The 3,583-nt window shown below is 46.7% G+C and carries 1 protein-coding gene; it reads right to left on the bottom strand.

Translation table 11 applies throughout. The annotated features are described in order from the left end of the window. Positions 1–3,371: filamentous hemagglutinin N-terminal domain-containing protein (locus tag RMO35_RS06760; protein WP_309739533.1), on the bottom strand; the 3,371-nt coding region annotated here is incomplete at its 3' end. Between the last annotated feature and the right edge of the window lie 212 nt (positions 3,372–3,583).

The raw sequence follows: 3,583 nt of genomic DNA, 5'->3' as shown, positions 1-3,583 counted from the left end.
AACGGCTCGATCGCACTGGGGGTCATCCCACCCTTACCACTGTCGATGAATGTACTCGCCTGCTTATCACTACTCCTCGCACAAGTTTGTGAGATTGTCGGCGGGTTTGGTGCGATCGGATCTGGTTGCAATCCTTTGTTTGGATCGTTCCCCAATGTCGTAATCGTCACAATCCCTTGAGGGCCAAATGTGGAAGTCGCGGTAATATTTGATAAGTCCGTCCGCTGAGTACTAAAGCCCAACACGTTATCGGCTCTAATCTGAATTTTCCCGCCTTGTCCACCCGCCGCACTGGCGGTAATATTGCTATTTTCATTTGGTACTGCCAGGATGAGTCCGTTGGGCGCAAAGATATTGATATTCCCGCCATTCCCATTCGTCGCCGCACTTGCCGAAATCTCGGACTGGTTCCGCAGCAGTAGCAGTTTATTGACGTTGAGGTCGATATCGCCCCCATTGGCTGAGACAGTTTTAGCAGTTATCGCCCCGCGATCGAGTTTAATCGCATCGGCATTGGCGGTAATATTCCCGCCACGTCCGTCACCATTACTATTCACAGTAACTAATGCACCTTGTTGAATATTCAAATTCGGACTAGTAAGATTAATATTGCCACCATTACCAGTAGAACCGGATTGCGATCGACTGATGATGCCGCTAGTATTACCAACATTTAGGACGAGATTATAGTCACTAAACGATCCCGTCCCATCTGTCTTGGTGAGATAGGATTGTAGACTCGATCGAGCTGTCGGACTGGTTTGCAAGAAGGTAAAATATTTATCTAAAACTTGTCGATCCACAGGATTAGGATTAGTTTGCTGCCAAGCGGCGAGTACAGATTGCTGTGCAGTCGGGTTGGGATTTTGGAGATATTCGCCCAGAGCGGCTCTGGCGGCTGGTTGGTTGCTGACGACGAGAATTAAGCTCAGGAAGGCTCGTTTGGCTTCAAAAGTCGGATCGATACCGCCCAGGGTCAAGATTTTGTCAGCTCGAACATTAATTGTCCCCGCCTGTCCGCTCCCCTTCGTCGTCGAGATTAATTGACCGCCATCGACTAAGTTTACTGTGTTGGCTTGAATATCGATCGAGCCGCCTTGCCCGCTAGCGAGCGTACTGACATCAATTCTCGTCCCACCTTGTAACGTCACTCGATCGGCATTAATCTTGACGACACCAGCATTACCCGTATCGCTGGTAATACTCCGAATCCGGCTCCCATTCCCCACACCTGCGAAACCTGGCACATTTTCCGTCCCCAGAAATTGCCCCAAATTCGAGTTACCCAGTAGCTCCACCGAGTCCGCTGGACGACCGTTTAAACCCGCGATCGAGATCGAGCCACCCAAGCCACTCCCGTCAGTTCCCGCCGAAATTACCGCGCCATCCTTGAGGACAAATTTAGGAGTTTGAATATCGATATTACCAGAATCTGTCCGACCTGCTGAAAATGTTGCGATCGCTGTAGCCTTGGGAAATCCATACAAAAATACAGCCGGGGATACCCCACTAACTTCTATTGATTCCTTTGCAACAATTTTAATATCACCTAACTTGCCGATACTGAGGGGATTACTAGGATCGATATAGTTGTAATCTGTACCAATTTGTGCGCCATCTTTATGGATCAGCTTGCCTGTTTGAATCGTAATATTACCACTAGTACCCAAACCATAAGTACTGGTGAGAATGTCACTTTCTTGTCCATTTGTCGGCGCACCAAGTCGAACGGTATCCGTTACTGCGATCGAGATGTTTCCACCACGCCCCGAACTTCTTTTATAGGGACTAGTTTCTAAATATGCACCATCTAATATCTGCAAATTTCGAGCGTTAATCTGAATATCTCCACCATCGATCGCCCCCTGAGTATTACTACTAGAAATCCCCGTATTATTTCCAGAAATTAACACATCACCCGTTGCATCGATTTTAATACTACCACCTTGCGTATTTGCCACATTACCAGTCGATCTCGCATTAATTTGTGCCCGATTAGCTCCCATTCCCACTACCGTCAGATCGCGAGTTTGCAGATTGATGTTGCCACTGATAGTGCCGCTCGTCGCGATCTCCGAGTTAGATACCTCGATCGAATCCGCACTTCGTCCATTTAAACCTGCGATCGTCAGCGAACCACTCGCACCACCATCACTATTTCCTGTCGAGATTTTTGCACCATCTTGAATCGAAAACTTGGCAGTTTTGACATCGATATTTCCACTGTTGCCAGAACCATAAGCACTAGTTAAAATATCGCTTTCTTGAGCATTTATCGGCGCACCAATTTTAACTGTATCGATTGCCGCGATCGAGATATTGCCACCATTTCCCATGCCATAAGGACTCGCTTCTAGATATGCACCATTCAAGATCTGCAAATTTCGAGCGGTAATTGTAATATCGCCACCATTAATATCACCTAAAGTACTGCTAGAAATCCCCGTATTATTACCCGCGATCGATACATCACCCGTCGCATTGAATTTAATACTACCACCTTGAGTATTTGCCACATTACCAGTAGAACGGGCACTAATCACACTAGGACTACTCTCCGCCCCAGCAACCGTAATTTGGCGTGCTTGGAGATCGATATTGCCACTATTCGTACCCGCCGTGGAGATCCGCGCACCATTTTGGACGGTAATATCACCCCGCCTCAACCCATCAGGAATAGCTAGACTTGTAGCCCTAGTATCTGTTAGCTTGGTGGTATCGATCGCGATCGATCCGACATCATTAACGGCAGCTAATTCCACTTTGCCATTAGGCAGTATCAATCTAGAACCAGTTAACGTAATATTGCCCCCAGCAAATACTAAACTATTACTATCATAATTAGCGAGTAAACCAGTCGTACCTGTAAAGTTAATATCGCCAATCCTACTCCCAAACTGAAGCCCCACCGGAGTCGTCATCGTCAACAACGGTACCTGCGGATTGACAGTACCATACACATTTCCATCTGCAAATTTCAAACCATTAGCAGTACTCCCGACAAAAGTACCCGCCATATCTAAGCGTGAATTCTGCCCAAATAAAATTCCATTCGGGTTGAGAAAAAACAGATTGGCATTACCTAAAATACCCAAAGTCCCATTAATATTCGAGGGTGTATCAGTTACCCGCGTGATGATATTATTCACCCCGATCGGATTGACAAAATCCACGCGTTGACCGTCACCAATGCTAAAATCCGTGAAGCTGTGGAAAAGATTGGTACCGCGCTGTGCGCCGCCTTGGATGGTATTGTTGTTGACGATCGAGCCATCTACACCCAAGGTATTGTCGGGCTTAATCTGAGCTTGGGCGGGTGATGCACCCAATAGGGTGAACGATAGACTGAATGCAGCGGCGATACACTTCATGCTAGGAGCTACCAGAATGGATAAGTGTAATATACCATTGCCGCACTCGATCGATCTGGTTGAGGTTAAATTGAGGTTAGCCAGCTTGAAAGATGCTTTTATGAAACTTACCTCCTAGAGCATAGAGACTCAACTTACGCCCACGGAATACCTGGTGTTATAATCGATAGTGCGGATAAAAACTTTCTACAGCTTAGGAAGAAACCAAATTT

Source organism: Chamaesiphon sp. OTE_20_metabat_361 (assembly GCF_031364565.1).
The sequence above is the reverse complement of the archived record's forward strand: the minus strand, read 5'-3'. Positions and strand labels throughout refer to the sequence as shown.